The 17,040-nt window shown below is 59.3% G+C and carries 17 protein-coding genes; 13 read left to right on the forward strand and 4 right to left on the reverse strand.

Features of this window, described 5'->3' with window-relative positions; genetic code table 11:
- The first annotated feature begins 50 nt into the window (after positions 1 to 50).
- Entirely contained in the window at positions 51 to 1,739 is a 1,689-nt protein-coding gene (locus AB7535_RS35685; RefSeq protein ID WP_063980335.1) for an MFS transporter, read from the forward strand.
- Positions 1,740 to 1,839: 100 nt separating this feature from the next.
- Here AB7535_RS35685 and AB7535_RS35690 read toward each other — a convergent pair whose 3' ends face one another.
- Complete coding sequence (locus AB7535_RS35690) at positions 1,840 to 2,055, reverse strand: hypothetical protein (RefSeq protein ID WP_063980334.1); 216 nt, start codon at positions 2,053 to 2,055, stop codon at positions 1,840 to 1,842.
- Positions 2,056 to 2,217: 162 nt separating this feature from the next.
- Positions 2,218 to 2,526, reverse strand: coding sequence for a hypothetical protein (locus AB7535_RS35695; RefSeq protein ID WP_354113522.1), 309 nt, complete (start codon positions 2,524 to 2,526; stop codon positions 2,218 to 2,220).
- Positions 2,527 to 2,779: 253 nt separating this feature from the next.
- Here AB7535_RS35695 and AB7535_RS35700 point away from each other — a divergent pair, with 253 nt between their 5' ends.
- The gene (locus AB7535_RS35700; RefSeq protein ID WP_354113523.1) at positions 2,780 to 3,835 is read left to right on the forward strand and encodes a polysaccharide deacetylase family protein; all 1,056 of its coding nucleotides are present in this window, start codon (positions 2,780 to 2,782) and stop codon (positions 3,833 to 3,835) included.
- 74 nt (positions 3,836 to 3,909) lie between these two features.
- On the opposite strand, the gene AB7535_RS35705 is transcribed toward AB7535_RS35700, so the two are convergent.
- Complete coding sequence (locus tag AB7535_RS35705; RefSeq protein WP_354113524.1) at positions 3,910 to 4,284, reverse strand: hypothetical protein; 375 nt, start codon at positions 4,282 to 4,284, stop codon at positions 3,910 to 3,912.
- A gap of 220 nt (positions 4,285 to 4,504) precedes the next feature.
- On the opposite strand from AB7535_RS35705, the gene AB7535_RS35710 reads away from it, so the two are divergent.
- The 7 genes from AB7535_RS35710 (at position 4,505) to AB7535_RS35740 (ending at position 11,275) form a co-directional block, all read left to right on the forward strand.
- Positions 4,505 to 5,161 carry a hypothetical protein gene (locus AB7535_RS35710; RefSeq protein ID WP_354113525.1) on the forward strand — a complete coding sequence of 219 codons (657 nt, stop codon included), beginning with the start codon at positions 4,505 to 4,507 and terminating at the stop codon, positions 5,159 to 5,161.
- Positions 5,162 to 5,183: 22 nt separating this feature from the next.
- Positions 5,184 to 5,918, forward strand: a complete 735-nt coding sequence (locus tag AB7535_RS35715; protein ID WP_354113526.1) for a class I SAM-dependent methyltransferase — start codon at positions 5,184 to 5,186, stop codon at positions 5,916 to 5,918.
- Positions 5,919 to 6,201: 283 nt separating this feature from the next.
- Positions 6,202 to 7,467 carry a tyrosine-type recombinase/integrase gene (locus AB7535_RS35720; protein WP_439037500.1) on the forward strand — a complete coding sequence of 422 codons (1,266 nt, stop codon included), beginning with the start codon at positions 6,202 to 6,204 and terminating at the stop codon, positions 7,465 to 7,467.
- A gap of 245 nt (positions 7,468 to 7,712) precedes the next feature.
- Positions 7,713 to 7,955: a helix-turn-helix transcriptional regulator gene (locus tag AB7535_RS35725; protein WP_439037501.1), complete on the forward strand. Its 243-nt coding sequence runs from the start codon at positions 7,713 to 7,715 to the stop codon at positions 7,953 to 7,955.
- Between the two features lie 18 nt (positions 7,956 to 7,973).
- On the forward strand, positions 7,974 to 8,948 hold the full coding sequence (locus AB7535_RS35730) for a DUF7146 domain-containing protein (RefSeq protein WP_439037502.1): 975 nt from the start codon (positions 7,974 to 7,976) through the stop codon (positions 8,946 to 8,948).
- A 1-nt stretch (position 8,949) separates the two neighbouring features.
- Positions 8,950 to 10,278: a hypothetical protein gene (locus AB7535_RS35735; protein WP_439037503.1), complete on the forward strand. Its 1,329-nt coding sequence runs from the start codon at positions 8,950 to 8,952 to the stop codon at positions 10,276 to 10,278.
- Positions 10,279 to 10,753: 475 nt separating this feature from the next.
- A complete protein-coding gene (locus tag AB7535_RS35740; protein ID WP_439037504.1) occupies positions 10,754 to 11,275 on the forward strand; it encodes a hypothetical protein in 522 nt (173 codons plus the stop codon).
- Positions 11,276 to 11,365: 90 nt separating this feature from the next.
- Here AB7535_RS35740 and AB7535_RS35745 read toward each other — a convergent pair whose 3' ends face one another.
- Positions 11,366 to 11,572, reverse strand: coding sequence for a hypothetical protein (locus AB7535_RS35745; RefSeq protein ID WP_439037505.1), 207 nt, complete (start codon positions 11,570 to 11,572; stop codon positions 11,366 to 11,368).
- 29 nt (positions 11,573 to 11,601) lie between these two features.
- Here AB7535_RS35745 and AB7535_RS35750 point away from each other — a divergent pair, with 29 nt between their 5' ends.
- The 4 genes from AB7535_RS35750 (at position 11,602) to zorA (ending at position 17,037) form a co-directional block, all read left to right on the forward strand.
- A complete protein-coding gene (locus tag AB7535_RS35750; RefSeq protein ID WP_439037506.1) occupies positions 11,602 to 11,802 on the forward strand; it encodes a hypothetical protein in 201 nt (66 codons plus the stop codon).
- A gap of 4 nt (positions 11,803 to 11,806) precedes the next feature.
- Positions 11,807 to 12,649, forward strand: coding sequence for a hypothetical protein (locus tag AB7535_RS35755; RefSeq protein ID WP_439037507.1), 843 nt, complete (start codon positions 11,807 to 11,809; stop codon positions 12,647 to 12,649).
- A 591-nt stretch (positions 12,650 to 13,240) separates the two neighbouring features.
- The gene (locus AB7535_RS35760; protein ID WP_441279804.1) at positions 13,241 to 14,308 is read left to right on the forward strand and encodes a hypothetical protein; all 1,068 of its coding nucleotides are present in this window, start codon (positions 13,241 to 13,243) and stop codon (positions 14,306 to 14,308) included.
- 587 nt (positions 14,309 to 14,895) lie between these two features.
- The gene (zorA, locus tag AB7535_RS35765; protein ID WP_441279805.1) at positions 14,896 to 17,037 is read left to right on the forward strand and encodes an anti-phage ZorAB system protein ZorA; all 2,142 of its coding nucleotides are present in this window, start codon (positions 14,896 to 14,898) and stop codon (positions 17,035 to 17,037) included.
- Positions 17,038 to 17,040: the final 3 nt, after the last annotated feature.

Here is a 17,040-nt window from a genome sequence, read left to right on the forward strand (position 1 = left end):
ACCCAAAGACCATTCCAAGACCACTTCTGCCAGCCCATATGGAAGGGGATATGACCGAGCAGCCGAACCGTCAGAAATTCGCCGGCGACGGCATCGCCGCACCCCTGCGGTACACCGTGTTCCGGCGCATCTGGCTCGCCAGCCTGCTCTCCAATCTTGGCCTCTTGATCCAGGGCGTGGGCGCGGCCTGGGCGATGACGCAGATGGCGGCATCAGCCGACAAGGTGGCGCTGGTGCAGACCGCGCTGATGCTGCCGATCATGCTGATCTCGATGCCGGCCGGCGCCATCGCCGACATGTATGACCGCCGCATCGTGACCTTGATTTCGCTCGCGATCGCGCTGATCGGCGCGACTGCGCTGACGGTGCTGGCCTGGCTCAAGCTGATCACCCCGGAAACGCTGCTCGTGTTCTGCTTCGTGGTGGGCAGCGGCAATGCGCTGTTCGGGCCGGCGTGGCAATCCTCGGTCAGCGAGCAGGTCCCGCCCGAATCACTGCCGTCAGCCGTCGCACTGAACGGCATCAGCTACAATATTGCACGCAGCTTCGGTCCCGCGGTCGGCGGCGTCATCGTCGCCTCGCTCGGCGCGGTGGCCGCGTTTGCCTGCAACGCGATCCTCTATCTGCCGCTGCTGGTGGTGCTGCTGCTCTGGCGGCGCAACACCGAGCCCTCGCGCCTGCCGCGGGAGAAGCTCAACCGCGCGATGGTCTCGGGCTTCCGCTACATCACCAATTCGCCGCCGATCAAGATCGTGCTGTTGCGCACATTGGTGATGGGCCTGATTGGCGGCGCCATCATGGCCCTGATGCCGCTGATCGCGCGCGACCTGCTGCATGGCGGCGCGCAGACCTACGGCATCATGCTGGGTGCCTTCGGCATGGGCGCCGTCGTCGGTGCGCTCAACATCCATGAATTGCGCAAGCGCATGAGCGGCGAGGCCGCGATCCGCGCCTGCACCATCTCGATGGCATTTGCGATGGCCGCGCTTGCCGTGAGCACGGAGCCGGTGCTGACGGCGGCGGCGCTTGTGCTCGCCGGTGCGGTCTGGATGGCGGCCGTCGCGCTGTTCAACATCGGCGTGCAGCTCTCGGCGCCGCGCTGGGTCGCGGGCCGTTCGCTCGCGGCGTTCCAGGCCTCGATATCCGGCGGCATCGCGATCGGCGCCTGGGGCTGGGGCCATCTCACCGATTATGCCGGCGTCGAGGTCGCGCTGCTGACGGCCGCCAGCCTGATGCTGATCTCGCCGGTGCTGGGCATTTGGCTGGCGATGCCGCGCGTCGGCGCTCGCAACGAGGACGCGGACGTGCTCGCCGATCCCGAAGTCAAACTGTCGCTCACGGCGCGCAGCGGGCCGCTAGTGGTCGAGATCGAATACAGGGTGTCTCAGGAGAACGCGCGCGCCTTCCACAATGTGATGCAGGACGTGCAGCTCTCCCGGCAGCGCAACGGCGCCTATGGCTGGTCGATCGCGCGCGACATAGCCGATCCCGAATTGTGGACCGAGCGCTACCACTGTCCGACCTGGCTCGATTACTTGCGCCAGCGCAACCGCTCGACGCAGTCCGAGCGCGCGTTGCATCAGCAGGCGATCGATTTCCACATCGGCCCCGATCCGGTGCGGATCCGCCGCATGCTGGAGCGTCCGTTCGGCTCGGTGCGCTGGAAGGAAGAGACGCCGGATCGTGCCGGCGCCGAGGTGCTGCCGGTGGTCGCGAGCGCGGCGGGAAGCAGCACGTAGGTTTTGGCCTGTAGCCCGGATGGCGCGAAGCGCAATCCGGGACGATCTCACCGCGCGGGCAGACCCCGGATTTCGCTCATCCGGGCTGCGACGGCACTTCTTACTGCCCGTGATCCGTCAGCACCTTGTCGCAGGCTTTGCTGAGGCGGGTGCGGTTCTGCTTGAGGCAAGCGAGCACGGCGCCATCGCCATTGTTCATCACGGCACGGCAGAAGCGCGTCACATCGCGCGCGCAGGCATCGTGGCCGGGCTGCTGTTGCGCTGAGGCGCTCGATGCGCACAGAATCAAAGAAACAATGAAAAGAAATCTGGTCATCGCGTAATGCCTCTTACCCCAAGGAAGTGCGGGCGAAGCTAGTGCGACGATCCCGAGGCCGCAACGGCTTTATTACCGAGCGGGACTGGCGCGCGTGGCCCCGGCCTGACGCCGGGAGCACATCGCGAGGGGAGCCAACAACGATCGCCGTTGCGCGTTTTCCTACTGCTTGTCCTGGGCGTCAGCGACCTTGCGTGAGGCGCCCTTTGCGGGGTCCTTGTCCATCACCGCGCGGCAGCCGGCGCTCAGGTCGGAACGATGCTTCATCATGCACGCCGTGATCTTCGGGATGTTGGGGATTTCCGAGGAGCACAGACGGAAGGCATCGCCGGTGCACTGCTGCTGCGCCTCGGCCGAGAAGGCGAAGCTCGAGGTCGTCGCGACGATCGAGACGATGGCGGCAAAGCCCAGAGCCAGGCTGGTGTCGCGGATCCTACTCGTCAGCGATTTGGCAGAAAAAGACTTGGTCATTTGAAGCTCCCATGGGCGCCGCTGGAAGCGGGGCCCGTTGTTGGTGGGAACTACGATGCTCCGGCAAAACAGTTTCCACTGTGATGACGGTCACGGGTGGCCGCCCATCTGTGACCTCCGTCACATGGCGCACCTCGCTGAAAATCCGGCGCAAACGCCGTCGTGTTGGTGTCACGTTAACTGTTCCTTCGCATTAATGGCTCGTCGCGCGGGAGATTCCGCAGGGTTGGTTGCGTAATTGGAAAGAATAGCGATGCGTAATGCGTTGGGCCTGATGCTGGCCAGTGTAGTTGCGGCGGTCGTGATCGCCGTCGGCGGTTGGTTTTATTATTCCGCGCGCGCCGATCAGGGCGCCCCCAAAACAACGGCCGCCCGTGCCGCCGATCAATTGCCGGCACAGGCGAAGCTCGCCGCCAAGGATGACGTCGAGACCACCGCGGCGATCGCGGCCAGGCCGACGGCAGTTGCTCAGGCAGCGGCGCCTGCGCCCGCTCCAGCCATGCCGGTGCAGCCGAAGCAGGCCTGCGCCAATCCGAACGCGCTGGGCGTTGCCCGCGTGGTCGAGATCGACACCACCGGCGGACCCGGCTTCGGCTTCGAGCATTTCAAGCAGTTCGACTTCCTCACCGACAAGGAGGTCGTGCTGACCTTCGACGACGGTCCGTGGCCGGTCAACACGCCCGCGGTGCTGAAGGCGCTTGCGGATGAATGCACCAAGGGCTTGTTCTTCTCGGTCGGCAAGCACGCGACCTATCATCCGGAAATCCTGCGCCAGGTGCTGGCCCAGGGTCACACGGTCGGCACGCACACCTGGTCGCACGTCAACCTGAACAGCAAGAAGATGACGGAGCAACAGGTCAAGGACGAGGTCGAGAAGGGCTTCAGCGCGGTGAAGTTCGCGCTCGGCACCAACCCGGCACCGTTCTTCCGCTTCCCGCAGCTTCAGCACAATCCGGCGATGGTGAGCTATTTCGGCACCCGCAATGTCGCGATGTTCTCGACCGACATCGACTCCTTCGACTTCAGGAAGGGTGCCACGCCGGAGAAGATCGTCGACAACGTGATGACCAAGCTCGACAAGCTCGGCAAGGGCATCATCCTGATGCACGACTTCCAGAAGCACACCGGCGAAGCGATGCCGGCGCTGCTCGCGCGGCTGAAGGCTGGCGGCTACAAGGTCGTGCAGATGAAGGCCAAGGCAACGCTCCAGACGCTGCCGGAATATGACGAGGCGCTGCTGAAGGACCTGAAGGTGCCGACCTCGAGCGCGCGTCCGATAACGAGCGTGGTGCAGACGGTGTCGCAGTAAGCCCGAACCGCTTCCTCAATACGCGCATGGCCGGGCTCTTGCCCGGCCATTTGCTTTTGGTGGGAGCAGCAGCCTTACCAGTAGATGCCGTGGCGGTGCAGCTCGCTGATGATGCGGCCTTCGGTCCAGCTGCGCTTGTGCTTCGGCTTGCCCGCCTTTGCGGTCTTCGTGGCGGGCTTGCTCGTCTCCGCTGGCGCTGAGGTCGTCGTTGTCGCGGCCACGGCAGGAGCCGTCGCCACGGCGGGAGCAGGGGCCGAGACTGCCGGCGGACGATCGACGTATTTCGGCGCTTCCGCGGCTGGCGCGACTTCGCTGACTTGCGTCGTCGGAGCGGTGGTCGTGGTGGCTTGCGGAGCGGCCGTCGCCATGGCCAGCGACAGGCTGCGGTCGCCAGCATGGGCAGATGCAGAAGCCAGGACCATGGCGGCGACGAGAATGATCTTGCGCATGTGAAATCTCCCCGTGTTTGCGTGACCAGGAGACTAGGGGAGATGGGATCTGCATTATGTGACTGTCATCACGTTGACTGCGCGCTCGGTCTTGAACCCGCGATCAGCATTCGCGGCGATCGACCCGCAACGTCATGTCGCGTTTCGCGATTGTTTCCAAATGTTTCTGATTGTGGTAGACGCTCGACACGTATCACAAGGCGTGCCGAGTCCGCCCGTTATGACCTTCATCAAGCGAGTGAAGCGTAAGCTGCTGCCGCCGCGAGAGGTTGTTCAGGGGTACGAGAATCCGGAACTGGTCGAAACGATTTTCCTAAAGACAATCAACTACAACCCGGACAGCGACTGGCCGCTGGTCGCGGGCATGAACACGGTTCTGGATTTCGGCGGAGGCGCTGGCCTGCATTACAAGGTGGCGCGCCGGCAATGCCCGGACATTCGATGGGCGGTGGTTGAGACGCCTGCAATGGTGCGGCGCGCCAAGCAGCTTGGCACCGATAGGCTGATGTTTTTCGAACGCATCGACCAGGCCGCCGACTGGCTCGGCAGTGTCGATCTCCTCCACTCGAATGGGGCCATACAGTACGTCCCGGATGCATTGGAGACCGTCAGAACGCTGTGCTCGGTTCGGCCGGCAACGTTGGCATGGTACCGCGTTCCGATCAGCGAAGAGACCCGGCGAGAGGTGCAGACCTCGTACCTGAGCGACAACGGTCCAGGGTCGTTGCTCGCCTCCAGGGAGAAGCTCGTCAGATACGAGCGCAATTGGATCTCCGAGCAAGCATTCATCCAGGCTCACGAGGGATTTCGCATCACTGAGCGGAGCCCGGATCCCACCGAGCGCGGCACGCAACAATTCAGGTTCGCGCGCGTCTAGCTTGCGACAATATGGGGGCGATGTGTTCGACAAGTTTGCAGACTGGTTACGTCAGACGGCCTTTTTCTCGACCGCTATCGACATCGCGCGCCAGACGTTACCAGAGCCCGCGCTGATCTGGTTGCGTACGCAGATGGTGCGCAATCTCCGTGGAACGCCTGGCGAAGTGTTCGGCGAGATCTATCGTCGCAACGTCTGGGGTTACAAGGAAACCGCTTCCGGCGGCGGATCCACGCTGCACAATACCCAAAGGGTGCGGGAAAGCCTTCCTGGTCTGGTTGGCGACCTCGAGATCCGTACCCTGCTCGATTTGCCCTGTGGTGATTTTCATTGGCTGTCGAAGATCGAACTTCCAATTTCTCGCTACATTGGAGGAGACATCGTTCCGGAACTGATTGCGCGAACGGGTGACCAATACAGTCGCCCAGATCGCACGTTCCTCCGGATCGATCTCTGCAACGATCCGCTCCCGGAAGCTGACCTGCTGCTCTGCCGCGATTGCTTCATTCATCTTTCCGAAGAGATGATTTTTCAAGCAATCAACAACATTCGTCGATCCAACATCAAGTATCTCCTGACGACCACTTACCCGGCTGGCCGAAATCGTGCGATCCGCACGGGTGACTTCTTCTCCATCGATCTGAGTGCTCCGCCCTACAACTTCCCCCCGCCGATCAAGGTGCTGGACGATTACGTCCCACCGTTCGACCGGCGGCAACTGGCGCTGTGGGAAATCGAAAGCCTGCGCAAAGTCTGAGGCGATGGCATGCCGTCTCGCGGCGAGGCTGCATCGGAGGATGAAACAACGGCGCGGAAAACAACGAAAAATCAGAGCGATAAATGGTGCCGCAAGAGGGATTCGAACCCCCGACCCCGTCATTACGAATGAGGGGATCTGGATTATCGGGTGTTTCCCTGAAATGCCTGACCTGTCACATGCTATTGCATTTCAACAAGATTTCGTAGACATAGATTTCTCGGCAATCCTCGTGTTTCCCGGCACGTGCTTCCCCCGGGTTTCCCTAAATCCAAGAGCAATCATGTCTCACCTGCGCATTTCAAAGCGTGTTGTCGACTCGATCGAGCCGACAGGAAAAGAGTTCACCGTGTGGGACACGGACATTCCGGGCTTCGGCGTGCGCGTTCGCCCGAGCGGCGCAAGATCCTACGTTTTTGTCTTTAGAGCGGGGCACGGCCGCAAAGCCCCCGTTCGCAGGCATACGTTGGGAGAGGTTTCCAGATTCACCCCGGAGGAAGCGCGCGCGCTCGCCAGGCAGTCCCTTAGTGCCGCCGCTCAAGGATTGGATCCCGCCGGAAAGAAGGCCGAGGAACGCGCCGCGCTGACATTGAAGGAGCTAGCCGAAACATTCATCGAACAGCATACGAAGACGAAGCGGAAGAATAGTACAGCCTCCGACTATGAACGGATCCTACGTTTGCATGTGTTGCCTGAGCTGGGCTCCGCAAAAGCAAATCGGCTGACTCGCACCGCCGTCTCTACGATCCATCTCCGATTGAAAGGGAGTCCAGCAGTCGCAAACAAGATGCTTGCGGTCATAAGCAGCATGTATGGCTTCGCTCAGCGCCACGGTCTTGTCCCCGATGGGTTCAACCCTGCGACAAAGATTGAGAAATATCCTGAAGTACAACGGGAGAGGTTTCTGACGGCCAAGGAATTGAGCAGCCTCGGCGACGCGCTTCTTGAGGCCGAAACAGACGGATTGCCGTGGGATATCGATGCTTCAAAGCCTGTCTCGAAACACTTGGCGCGCCCCGAAAATCAGAAGACAAAATTCGACCCGTTGGCGGTGGCGGCACTACGGCTGCTTCTGCTTACGGGTTGCCGGCTGCGCGAGATCTTGCATCTGCAATGGGAGCACGTCGATTTTGAGCGAGGAATGCTCTTCCTTCCGGATTCAAAGACAGGGAAAAAAGCTGTCATTCTCAACGAAGCTGCGTTGAGCGTACTTGCCGGCCTCCCAAAAAGCGGCACCTACGTTGTTCCCGGAGAGGATGTGGCGCGGCCTCGCCACGATCTTAAGCGGCTATGGGCGGCGGTTTCGTCTCGGGCTGGTTTGGATAGTGTGAGGATTCATGATCTTCGACACACGTTTGCGAGCATCGGAGCAGGCATCGGCCTGGGTCTTCCAATCGTCGGGCGGCTATTGGGACATAAACAAGCCGCAACGACATCGCGATACGCCCATCTGGACAATGACCCGGTACGTCGGGCGACCCAGCAGATTGGTCAGAGCATTAATGCGGCTCTGAACTCGAAGCGAAAGCGTGAGATCGGGGCCCCTTAAGATGCTGCTCTGACAACACCGCGGGCGTGGCGCGGGCGGGGGTGGAACCGAGAAGCCCCCCCGGTTTGCCGCTACTTTCCGGCAGTATTCTGTGCATGCGCGGGCGATGTGCGCGGGTGGTCGCGATGTGTCAGAGCGCGGCGTTGCGCGTCTTAAGGCGATCGAACTGGTCTCTTCATTGCCGGCAGAGTCCGGCACCTTTCTGCTCGTTCACTGCATTTCGCAGTGTTGGAGCAAGACAGAAGATGACCACGAACCACCTCAAGAACCTTGTCGATACTCACGGTGCCGCCAAGCACATTGCGCTTTCCGCATCTACGCTGAACAAGCTGCGCGTTTATGGGGGCGGTCCTCGCTTCTATAAGCTCGGGCGGCGCGTCGCCTATGATCTGGCCGATCTCAACTCCTGGCTGGACGGTCGCCGCCGTCAGTCGACGTCGGAATATGGCCCGCACGCCTCTTCTTTCGTCACTTTTCGCCACTCTTAACTACGTGCAGGTGACGAAATGGCGAAGTTGAATTTGCAAACTCTGACCGAAACTATGCCCAATCCCAAGACGGAAACCGATGCCATCCGGTCCGCTCTGCGTAAGACGGTGCAGGCTTGGTCCCGCTTGCTCTGCGGTGATCCTAATCGGCGCATGTCGAGTCGCCTTGAGTGGCGGTTCGGCTCGCACGGTAGCCTGTCGATCGTCATCGCAGGTCCCAAGGCGGGTATCTGGTTCGATCATGAGGCAGGCAGGGGGGGCGATGCATTCGATCTGATCTCTTTGCGTCTTGGCCTGAGCTTTCCTCAGGCAAAGGACTGGGCGGGTCGCTTCGTTCTTGGCACTGTTGGGTCTACCGCCGTGGTTCAGCCCGCAACGATGCTCGTGGCGGCCAATGACAACCGGAAGGAATTTGCTGAGAGGATCTGGTGCGAGGCCTCCGATCCTCGCGGCACGGTAGTCGAGACCTATCTCGCTAGCCGCAAGTTGCCGATCCCCGGAAATATCGCCGGTTCTGTGCTTCGCTTCCACGGAGCGTTACAGCGCGAAGGATGCATGGTGCCCGGTATGGTCGCCCTGATGCGCGATCTTCGCAACAATGAACCGTGCGGGATCCATCGAACTTTCCTCACGTCTGACGGTGCAAAGCTCGACAAGAAGATGCTCGGCCGCGCCAAGGACGCCGCGATGAAGCTTAGTGCGGATGAGCATGTCACCAGCGGGCTGCACATTGGTGAAGGTATCGAAACTTGCATGTCGTGGATGCGCTTGGGCTTTGAGCCGGTCTGGGCGCTCGGCAGCGCTGGCGCAATCGACCGTTTTCCCGCTTTGGCCGGAATCGGTTCGCTGACGATTCTTATGGAGACCGATGAGGCGAGCGCAAACGCGATGGCGGCTTGTTGCGATCGTTGGCTTGCAGCCGGAAATGAAGTGAACACCGTGTTGCCGATCATCGAGGGCGATGGCAACGACGTATTGATTGCGGTGGCTTAGAATGATTTTGCCTGATCGCGCAGATGCGCTCATCACCCGCCAGCAATTCGTTCCCAGCTCTCCGCTCCATGAGGATCTGGAGGAGCAATGCATCAAGTCGCAACTGGCTGCGCGCAAGCTCGAAGAGCTTACCTATCCCCCGGGCCTCGTGGGCTCGATCATTGATTGGTGCGAAAAGACCTCGGAGCGGCCGTCTCGGCCCGCGGCTCTTGGCGCAGCTCTCGGATTCGTGGCTGCCCTTGCCGGACGTCGATTCGCTAGTCCTACCGATTTGCGCACTAATCTGTACATCCTTCTCTTGGCAGAATCTGGTTTTGGAAAGGATCATGCGCGCCAGGCGGTCAAGCGCTTGGCGATTGCATCGGACTTGAAGAGGTTTCTCGGCGCCGGGCGCGTTATGTCTACGACCGCGCTCCGCAACTCGGTCATGAGTCAGCCGGCGCAGCTTATGATGATCGACGAGTTCCACACGACGATGGCAATGATCACGGATCGACGCAGTTCCTTTTCGCAACTTCTCGCGGGTGACCTATTGGAGCTTTTTGCAAGCGCAAACACGTATTTTGCTGGCGCCGAGTACGCGGCAACTAAGGCCGCGGACATTCAGAATCCGAACTTGTGTATCTATGGAACGACCACTCCAGACGCATTCTGGGCCTCTGCTGGCTCGCAGAGCATCACTAGTGGCTTCCTGCCGCGCGTGATCCTTCTCAACATTGAAGGCCCGAAGCCCCAGTTTCGCGTCCCGGAGGCTTCGCTGAGGGAAGTCCCTTCCGATTTGATCGCGGCATGTAAGAGCATCGTCAAGGGTAATATCGAGCTGGACGGCAACACGCCGCGTAACGCAGACGTCGTGGTATATGGCGACGGCGCAACGTCTGTGCTTGGAAATTTCCGCGAGCGGACTTTTCGTGTTGAGGCGCAGGTCGACGCGACCGCGCGGGTGATTGTAAACCGTGCGATCGAACACGCCGTAAAGATGGCTGTGGTGGTAGCGGTCGGGGTGAGCGCAGAGAATCCCGTCATCACTCGGGAAATTATGGACTGGGCGTGTGAATTGGCTTGGTACTCTACCTGCACGCTGATCGCCGAAACGCGTGACAGGGTCACCGATAATCAGCGCGAAGCCGACTACAATCGCGTGCTCAAGCTGATCAAGCAGGCAGGCGAGAACGGCCTGAAACCGAGCGCTATCCCCGACCGGACGCGCTCGATTGACAAGCGTCGGCGCCTCGAAATCTTGGATGATTTGCAAGCAAGCGGACGGATTGTCTTCAAGCCTGTGCAGACCAAGAAGGGTCTCATCAGCCGCTGGGTATTTGCTGGGTGATTTCCGTCGTTCTCATGATCTTTGAACATCGTATCGTCGTAGCCGAGGCCTGTCCTACACTGTAGTTCGTCGTAGCGTCGCCCAAACCATCAATCGGCGCACGACGATCGCGAGATCGAAATTGATAAATGATTGCAATGACTTATCTAAACAGACCGATATCGTCGTATTCGTCGTCAAATCCTCACCAGCTTCTCTGATTTTTGCCCTCGCGCGCTAGCTCGAGCAAGCTACGACGATACGACGAATGCCTTCAGGTCGAGGTCAAAATGGGTCCTTCCAGGCCCTCCCCCACGCGGGTGACGCGCGATCGCTCAATTCCGCTAGATATAAAATTTCAAAACTCACTTGTTGTTTTTGGATGTGATTCTGCCTCTCGAACTAAGGGCATGCACAGCGGCTACTGAATTGGGCTGTATCTGAATAGCCCATTGTCCGAACCTGAAGGCTGTTCAATCGTCTTCAGGATGACTCGATGCCCGATACTTCTCCGCTGTATCCGCCTGATTTCCGTGCTGCGCCACTTTCATCGCGCGCCCGGAAGCGACGCAAAAATCCGCGCACCGTCTCGATGCCCGAGCGTGTCGGCCCGTTCGTGAGACTTGTCTTCGCCGAGATGGCCCGCCAGCGAGTGACTTACGATTCGCTGGAAGAGCGTAGCGGCGTGCGCAGGGCTACGCTGAAAGCGTGGAGAAAGAAGAATCGCCCCGGCCTGGAGAGCATTGAGGCGGCCCTTGCAACGCTCGGATTCGGCCTTGTCCCCGTCGCCGCACTTGAGGTGCTGGACTTTAAACTCGCGGGCGAACTCACCGCGCTTGCCCTCAAGATGCGAATGAGTATCCCGCAGACCTGGGCTGCTCTGATCGACATCTGCGTTGAGCAGAAGCTTCTCCGCATGCGAGCAGACGAGCGCGCCGCCATTTTGGCAGAGCATGCATCGCGCCTCGCTGGCATCCCCGCCAATGACAATCGGAAACGCCTCCCCAAAGCGGCTTAAGGGATACCGAAACAGTCCCGACAGTCACCTATGATTTTCCCATACTGCGCCCGTTGCTTGGTTCTCCTCCACACCAAGTAACGCCGGTCGTCAGCCTTGGCCGGTGCGTTTGGTTGCCAGATGCACCGGCCATTTTTTAAATGGATGCCCATGTCTAGCGTTTATCTCTCGCGCACCCAGGCCGCAAAGCAGATTGGCCGATGCGCGAAGACCCTCCGCAACCTGGCCAAGCGTGGCGACGGCCCCCCGTTTCTGTTGATCGGTGACCGGCCTGCTTATCCGGCCGATCAGCTTCAAGTCTGGCTCGCAAGCGGTGGAGATGCCGCATGACCCGTCGCGAGGAACTTATGCGCGCCGTGCAAGACGCCACGGCGACCTACGCCGCCGCAAAGGAGCGTCATACCTACGCGCGCAAGATGGCCGCGCTCGGCACGGGCGCCGATGTCTTTGGCACCTGCAATCTTGAGGCGCGCGCCTACTCGGAATGGCTCCGCGCGAGCGACGCTCTTCAGAATTATCGAGGCTAATCCAATGAATATGATCTCCAAGTTCTTCGCCCCCAAGACTGCTATCACTTCCGCAACGATCCGCGACGAAATCGAACGGGCCGAATCTGAAATCACTGCACACAGCGCCCAACTTGAGGGCATGCTTGCCGGCATTGCTGTCATGAATGATAGCCAGCACGCGCAAGCTGAGGCCGACGCCACAGCGATCAAGCGTGCAATCATGCGACTTGAAGCGCGAGCCAATCATCTGACCGCCGAGCTTCCGAACGTGATCGCCGCCGAAGAAGCCGCCGCGAACGTTGCCGCCGACGACGCATTGCGCCAGCGTGCAGAAGCCGCGCGGAAGGCGAACACCAAGGAAGCCGCAAAGCTGCTCGCGGACTACGCCGTCCACGCTGCTCGGGTTGCCGAAGTAATCGCGAAGCTCGAAGCGCTCGACATCGAAACGACGGCCGTGAACGCCGCCTTGCGCACGAATCCCGTTGCCGAACCTGTCACCGGATACGCCGCAATCCATCGAAAGAGTCCTGATCGCCCCGCGTCGGCAGTCACCGAGCCTCGATTGTGCTGGGTTTACCGTTATCCCGGCTCGCCGCGCGACACGGACAAGGCGAAATACTTACATGAAGAGCCCCAGGAGGAAGTGCGCCCTGCGACCATTGGCGACGACGGCAAGCCGATTCCTGCCCTCCCGGCTCGGCACGACTATTATGGCCGCGAGCTTGTTATCCAGCCCAAGTTGGAAACCCGTGAAATCGTCGTCGAACGCACGTCGTCCCGACCCGGCCTGAGCGAGGCACCGCTGTCATCGGTGCGGCTGCCGCCTGCGTTCTCCGGAGAGGACTGCATCTGGCCGCGAGTGTAATATGCGTGTGTCTGCAGAAATCGCGCTGGAGAGTTCCCCGTCGAGATGGACGGGGCTCGGCGTGACAGGCTTTCGGTGACATCATTCGATGTCACCGTGAACTTCAAACAGCGCCAGTCCCGAACGCCTGATCTTGTCGCTCTCCAAAGTGTTTTCGGTGCACGGCACCGTGTGATTCGCCACCTTGAACCGTCCGACGCGTAGCGCGCTGGCGACAGGCAAGAATTATCCCTCAGACCCTTCTCTCTTTGCGATGCGGCTTTGGATAGAATGTAGTCTTGGTGTTTCGTTGCCGTTGAGCGGAAGATTCCATGTTGAATGGAGCAATACCCGTCGGTAGACACGACGCAACCACCTTCTCTTCTTCTGACGCTTTAAGCGGGTTCACTGCCTCTTAAGTGACATTCTGCAAGAACCCGCTTTACTTGCTGCGCTGATTCCAGCTGGGGAAATAAATTGACCATTCGCGCTTCGTTAAATCTGTGGGCTACCGCCTTGACTTTCATTTTGATCCCCGGTGCCGCCAACGCGGGGCATGTACAATCGTGGCTAGACTCCAGAGGTGGCTGCAGTCCCGGCCCACTGATGCTCATGAACAACCCGCTGCGCGGGCGGGCACAGTTCCTAGAAAAGAAAGCGGAAGATTGGACGGACGGGGATATCGACGAGTTTCGACGAGTCTATTCCGCGTGCACAAAACGGTACCCAGCAGTTAATGTATCGCTTAACGCATCCCCAGCGCAGATGGATGCACACGTCGAGAAAGTCGTTTCGCAGTTGCTCCACAACATCATAGAACCTGCACGAGGCGATGCCCATGCGCAGGCAGTTAAAGCCGCAGCAACGCGCCAGCTGGCTGAAGAAAAGGAAGCCCGCGAGGAACAGCAACGGGAAAAGGTAGCTCAGGAAGAACGCGGAAATGCCGAAGAGGCTTCGCGACGCTCCGCCGAGCGAGCAGAGCGCGCAAGGCAGCGACTGCGAGAGCAAGCCGAGCAAGACCGACGCGCCACCGAAGATTTGTTGAAGCAGGTTGAGGCAGAAGAACGGAAAACCGCCGAAATCGCAAAAGAGGCTGAAGTAGCAAAGCAAGCTCGTGCAGCAGCGGAGCAGCGCTTGGCAGACATACGTCGGAAGAGTGAATCAGTCGAGCAGAAGGAGGGGAAATCTCAATCGGGGGACGCAACTGCAACGTCTGCTCAACGGGCAGCAAAGATGGAAGCAACCCCGACTCTAGGTCTGATTGCTACGGACTTTAGCCGCGAGTTTAACGATGTATCCGCTTCGATGGGATTCGATCTGCGTGCCTCACAAAACGGCTGCAGTTCCGCCGTGCGGACTGTGTGTCAGTTTAAGATCAACGAGCGCACTGGCGTCATCGTCGGCTCAGACAACGACAATCCGCGCGCCACAGGCGTAACGATAATACTTGTCCCTAATGGCGATCCGACCGAGGTGACCAAAGCTTTGTCGTCATTCATGGTTGTTGCCAGGATGCTGTCGCCATCAATCAAGCGTCAGAAAGACAACGGGTTCGTGTCGCAGATATTCGTGGGCTTGAAGGAAAAGTCCGAAAGTGAAGCCACGGCGGATGGCGTCCGCTACCAAATTTCGACTAGCGCAGCAGGTCTATGGTTCACCGCTACCCCGCAAGCCCCATAGTGAAAACCTAGAATGGCGCGCACTGCCAACGCAGCGACAGGCTTCGCCTCTCAAGATCCCTAAACGGCACCTAGCCGGCACGTCCCGGGCTCTTTGCGCCCGGCCGTGTCCAGCAGCTTTGAAACCAACAATACGTTGAGCCGGTTGACGGCCGTTAGAAACCGTACTTCTCCCGCCTAAGATTGAACGCCGCTTCTCCGCCTTCCATGATGCGTTTGATGACCCTCAGCATGAAGCAACGTCGATCAAAGGAGAGAGAGCAGACCTCCGCAAGGTCGGGGCCCGCTACGACTAAGGTATGACCGCCCAATTGGTGCCTATTGTCTCCCAGTTGCAACAGCAGGAACGCGCGAGTCCGTGAAGGTGATGTCGACCCCTTCACAAATTGAGCCGTTGGACAGAATCTGAGCGAGTTTAACGCGTAGGGCGACCGCCGTAAGCTATTGACCAATCTCGGTCAGGTCAGCCCACCACTATTGCGAACAGTAGCGCTAGAAACTACAAATTGTTCCGGCTGAGCGTTATATTACTGGGGCAATCTAATGGGGCTCTTTTCATCGCGCGTTCTTTGGAACGGCATAGTTCGCTTGTTTGTCTTTTGGCTTATGCTTTCCGGAGTGGTCTATGCTGCTTCGCTGGCGCTGCCGTTTTTGAACTTCGCCCTTATCGTTCAAACTATCGACCTTGCGGCCAAGGGGCAACTCGAAGGCTTGAGTTCCCAGGCATTCGCATTCGCGCTTGCTACCCTCATTGCGACGACGGCACTCGGCTTTGTCGTTACCTATTTTCTGATGCATGTCGTACTCGTCTGGCTGGCGATCGCCGACGCGCGCAGGCAGATCACTCGACAACGAACGGGCGTCGAGTTCGCTGAACGCTTCGATACCGTTGATAAGCGTCTGTCGCGCCACCCGCTGATCGGCCGGGCTTGGCGCGCTTTCGACCAAACGACATTCCGTAAAACCGACTCGGAGCAGATCCAGACGACGGTTCGTCCCGGCACCTTGATCAACATTGGCAATGCGCGAGAGCGCCTGACCGGCCTCAAGATGATGGGAAGCGTTCCGGGCTATTTTGTCGGCGTTGGACTCTTTCTTACATTCATCGGTCTCGTGCTCGCGCTCCAGCAAGCATCAGCTGCCGTAGGCAGTAGCGATGCTGAAGGAATGCAAGCTGCTACCAGACAACTTCTGAAGGTTGCGACATTCAAATTTGCGACATCGATAGCAGGACTTGGATCGTCGATTGTGCTGTCAATCTTCTTCCGAATTTACACCGTTTGGATTGAGTCAGCATTCGATCGATTCAATCACGCACTAGAAGATCGTCTGCGGTTCGTGTCATCCCAGTCGATCGCCTGGAACATGCACGAATCCCTCGCAGCCCAACTCACGGAGCTTAAGCAGATCAATAGTTCCGACTTCTTCGCGCGAATGGGCGAAAAGATATCCCCGCAGATCCAAACGGCATTCACGAGCGCTATGGCTCCGGTCACGAGGAGTATCGATGAAGCGGTATCGCGTCTTGCCCAATCGAGCCAGACAGGCGTCGAAGACCTCGTCAACCAGTTTACAGAAAATCTTCATGTGGGTGCTGGCGCCGAATTGCGCGAGCTGACAATCACACTCCAGGGCATGCGAGACGCCCTCGCGGAGACACAGGGCGGAATTGGTAGAACCGGAGAAGATTTCGGTCGTCGCATGTCCGAGGCCGCCGAGAATCTGAATCGAATGGTTTCCGAAGCGGGGCGCCGTATGGACGAAAGCTCGGAGCTAAGTCGGAACGGTCTCACGGAGGTCGTCAGCGCGCTGCGGGAAACTTTCGAGCGGGCAAATCAGGGGATCGAACGACAACTCAACGAATCGGCGATGGGTGCGTCCGGCAAGATCGAGGAGGCCATGTCGCGCGTCATGGCAAAGCTAGAAGCCCAGGTCGGACAGTTCCGCGATGGTTTAGGGTCATTCCATGAGGGGATGACGCGCCAACTCACCGAAACCAACTCTCAGGTTTCGCTAGCGCATAAAGTCGCAATCGATGCCGTTACCACAGCATCTACCGAAGCCGCGAACGCCCTGCGAACGGGGCTCGCAGGCGCGATGCATTCCATGCGCGCTGATTTCGACGGGTTTGCGGATGCCATTCGCAACGTCGAGATTGCCATCTCCGCGCAGGTCGGCGCACTCAGGGACGCCACCGACCAAACGCGTCGCGCGGCAGATGCCTTCGGTGGAACCGCGCAGGATGTGCGATCTGCAACAGCTCCTCTGTTGCATTCCGGAGAGAAGATTGCGAACGCGACGCTTGGGATGAGTTCAGCCGTCACCAATGCGTCGGAGCGCATTTCGAGCTCCATCGTCGATTCTAACGCGCGACTCGCAGAGTCGGTCTCCAGATCTATGGTTAGCTTCGAAGGCGGACAGCAGGCCGCAGCCGAGATAGTTGCCTCGATCCGAGGTCATATCGACCAGCTTGCAACAATTTGGGCGACTTATTCCGAGAAATTTGAGCGCGTGGACGAAGACCTCGGCGCGGCGATTGAACATCTTGGAGAGGCCGTAACTACACAAGGGCAGCAGCTCGCCAGTTTTGCATCCCAAGTCGATGAAGGCTTCGCCAGGGCAATTTCAAATCTCAATCCATTCCTTGAGGATTTGAAAAGCAACACGGATGATCTAGGCGACGCCGTCTCTGAATTAAAGATTGTGCTCCTGCCGCAGGCAGCCGAATGAGGT

Origin of the sequence: Bradyrhizobium sp. 956_D2_N1_4, from assembly GCF_052076025.1 — a bacterium.
In the GTDB taxonomy this organism is placed as follows: domain Bacteria; phylum Pseudomonadota; class Alphaproteobacteria; order Rhizobiales; family Xanthobacteraceae; genus Bradyrhizobium; species Bradyrhizobium barranii.

Excerpts from the sequence above, each read along its gene's own strand:
- AB7535_RS35685 (WP_063980335.1), top strand. The coding sequence starts at position 51 with ATGACCGAGCAGCCGAACCGTCAGAAATTCGCCGGCGACGGCATCGCC.
- AB7535_RS35690 (WP_063980334.1), bottom strand. The coding sequence starts at position 2,055 with ATGACCAGATTTCTTTTCATTGTTTCTTTGATTCTGTGCGCATCGAGC.
- AB7535_RS35695 (WP_354113522.1), bottom strand. The coding sequence starts at position 2,526 with ATGACCAAGTCTTTTTCTGCCAAATCGCTGACGAGTAGGATCCGCGAC.
- AB7535_RS35700 (WP_354113523.1), top strand. The coding sequence starts at position 2,780 with ATGCGTAATGCGTTGGGCCTGATGCTGGCCAGTGTAGTTGCGGCGGTC.
- AB7535_RS35705 (WP_354113524.1), bottom strand. The coding sequence starts at position 4,284 with ATGCGCAAGATCATTCTCGTCGCCGCCATGGTCCTGGCTTCTGCATCT.
- AB7535_RS35710 (WP_354113525.1), top strand. The coding sequence starts at position 4,505 with ATGACCTTCATCAAGCGAGTGAAGCGTAAGCTGCTGCCGCCGCGAGAG.
- AB7535_RS35720 (WP_439037500.1), top strand. The coding sequence starts at position 6,202 with ATGTCTCACCTGCGCATTTCAAAGCGTGTTGTCGACTCGATCGAGCCG.
- AB7535_RS35725 (WP_439037501.1), top strand. The coding sequence starts at position 7,713 with ATGACCACGAACCACCTCAAGAACCTTGTCGATACTCACGGTGCCGCC.
- AB7535_RS35730 (WP_439037502.1), top strand. The coding sequence starts at position 7,974 with ATGGCGAAGTTGAATTTGCAAACTCTGACCGAAACTATGCCCAATCCC.
- AB7535_RS35735 (WP_439037503.1), top strand. The coding sequence starts at position 8,950 with ATGATTTTGCCTGATCGCGCAGATGCGCTCATCACCCGCCAGCAATTC.
- AB7535_RS35740 (WP_439037504.1), top strand. The coding sequence starts at position 10,754 with ATGCCCGATACTTCTCCGCTGTATCCGCCTGATTTCCGTGCTGCGCCA.
- AB7535_RS35750 (WP_439037506.1), top strand. The coding sequence starts at position 11,602 with ATGACCCGTCGCGAGGAACTTATGCGCGCCGTGCAAGACGCCACGGCG.
- AB7535_RS35755 (WP_439037507.1), top strand. The coding sequence starts at position 11,807 with ATGAATATGATCTCCAAGTTCTTCGCCCCCAAGACTGCTATCACTTCC.
- AB7535_RS35760 (WP_441279804.1), top strand. The coding sequence starts at position 13,241 with ATGAACAACCCGCTGCGCGGGCGGGCACAGTTCCTAGAAAAGAAAGCG.